The organism is Microcoleus sp. BROC3 (assembly GCF_036702515.1).
In the GTDB taxonomy this organism is placed as follows: domain Bacteria; phylum Cyanobacteriota; class Cyanobacteriia; order Cyanobacteriales; family Microcoleaceae; genus Microcoleus.
This window is the reverse complement of sequence record NZ_JAUBTQ010000173.1, coordinates 1-1,417: the sequence shown is the minus strand read 5'-3', so window position 1 is coordinate 1,417 and position 1,417 is coordinate 1. Positions and strand designations below refer to the sequence as shown.

Genomic DNA, 1,417 nt, shown 5'->3' with positions numbered 1-1,417 from the left:
CTCGCTGCTTGTTTATTTCCCCATGATGATGCCTCTCAACCCGCTTGTCAATAGCCTTTGAGATGCGCTTACCCTGGGTGCGGTGTATCTTTGCTGGCATAGCAAGGATAATGCGAACACCGAATGGACTGATGAAAAGTGGGGTTCAAGCACCTCAACAACTGCGATTGGTTGCTGCACAGCAGCGCATCATTGAATGCCTTTGCAGAATGGCAACACGCCTATTACAAACTAAGCTCTAGAAACAACACCAAGTACGTTCGGAGTGAGTTATTTGATGAGTTTGAAGCGTTGAGAAAGCAGGTAGACCCAGACTACGGGAAACGCCAAGAAAGCAGCGCTCTCATTCTATTTGAATAACAGAACACATAAAAATGACCAGAAACATTCACACATTCCTCAGAACGGCTTGCTTCGTGAGCTGCCGTCACCCTTCCCATCACGAACGAGGATACACCTTAAAGCATCATAAACTTGAGGGCATCATTCAAGTTTGGTTCAACTCTTTTGAGCTGTTGGATGAGGCAGAAAAAGTTTTGAGAACAGAAGGAGAAGGGCTTGAACTAAAGATAACTTTGGCTTATCAATCTAACGGCTGTTTTCTTTCGCTCGATTGTTAGATAACTACTACACTTTTGGATTAATGGAGTCATAAAATATGCAGATTTTCTCCGAAGAGAAAGTACAATCCCATGTCTCATTCCAATCGCATGGTATCGCGCTATGAGTATCCCTACTGCTATCACGACAATGTGTATAACTTCAAAAAACTGATTTATCCAATCAACCCGTTTGATGATGGGGTATGGATTGAAGCTAGTCGGGTTCCGCCTGAAGTGTTCGTGCAGTCTATTAAAGTAGAGTTTATTCTGAGAGATGCGAAAAATCCTTGGCTGAATGCCATCAAAAATTATTCATCAAAAATGAGGGTTCGTGTTGATGCCCAATGGATTCAAACATTTATTTAAAACACCCCGATATCTGGGAGATAACTCAAATGAAATAACAACAAAATAAAGAGCAATTCGTTGTTGACCATTGACTGAAACAACGGTAGATATTGAATACACGAAAGGGCCAAAAACCAGCGTTTCCATACCCTTTTACTTGAACAAGGAGGAATCATGTTAGGAACACACTTCATCGAATTACCCGTAGCGATGCCACCCATGTTACCGGGGATGGTGGGAGTCAACAACACTCAATACTTTGCTCTTTATTACCAAGGAAGCAAAGCCACATGGAGTAATGGCAGAGCAATGGCTACATTTAGCTACTACGCCGTGTATGCGCCACTGATAGAACACATAACTCTCGCAATCCACTTAGAATCTTACAACTTAGGGACTTGCGGAAAAATAAAGTACCGATTAAATGGGGATAATCTTGATATCCCATTTGGGTAAAGTTTCAGAAC

General features: G+C 42.1%; 4 protein-coding genes. All 4 read left to right on the top strand.

Annotation, left to right across the window (positions count from 1 at the left end):
- Positions 1-138: 138 nt before the first annotated feature.
- The 4 genes from QUB30_RS33600 (at position 139) to QUB30_RS33585 (ending at position 1,406) form a co-directional block, all read left to right on the top strand.
- Positions 139-360, top strand: coding sequence for a hypothetical protein (locus tag QUB30_RS33600; RefSeq protein ID WP_333335691.1), 222 nt, complete (start codon positions 139-141; stop codon positions 358-360).
- Positions 361-374: 14 nt separating this feature from the next.
- Complete coding sequence (locus tag QUB30_RS33595; RefSeq protein WP_333342697.1) at positions 375-620, top strand: hypothetical protein; 246 nt, start codon at positions 375-377, stop codon at positions 618-620.
- Positions 621-692: 72 nt separating this feature from the next.
- Positions 693-968, top strand: a complete 276-nt coding sequence (locus QUB30_RS33590; protein WP_333342695.1) for a hypothetical protein — start codon at positions 693-695, stop codon at positions 966-968.
- Positions 969-1,124: 156 nt separating this feature from the next.
- The gene (locus tag QUB30_RS33585) at positions 1,125-1,406 is read left to right on the top strand and encodes a hypothetical protein (RefSeq protein ID WP_333342692.1); all 282 of its coding nucleotides are present in this window, start codon (positions 1,125-1,127) and stop codon (positions 1,404-1,406) included.
- Positions 1,407-1,417 lie beyond the last annotated feature (11 nt).

Coding starts and splice junctions, on each gene's coding strand:
- QUB30_RS33595 (WP_333342697.1), top strand. CDS start 375: ATGACCAGAAACATTCACACATTCCTCAGAACGGCTTGCTTCGTGAGC.
- QUB30_RS33590 (WP_333342695.1), top strand. CDS start 693: ATGTCTCATTCCAATCGCATGGTATCGCGCTATGAGTATCCCTACTGC.
- QUB30_RS33585 (WP_333342692.1), top strand. CDS start 1,125: ATGTTAGGAACACACTTCATCGAATTACCCGTAGCGATGCCACCCATG.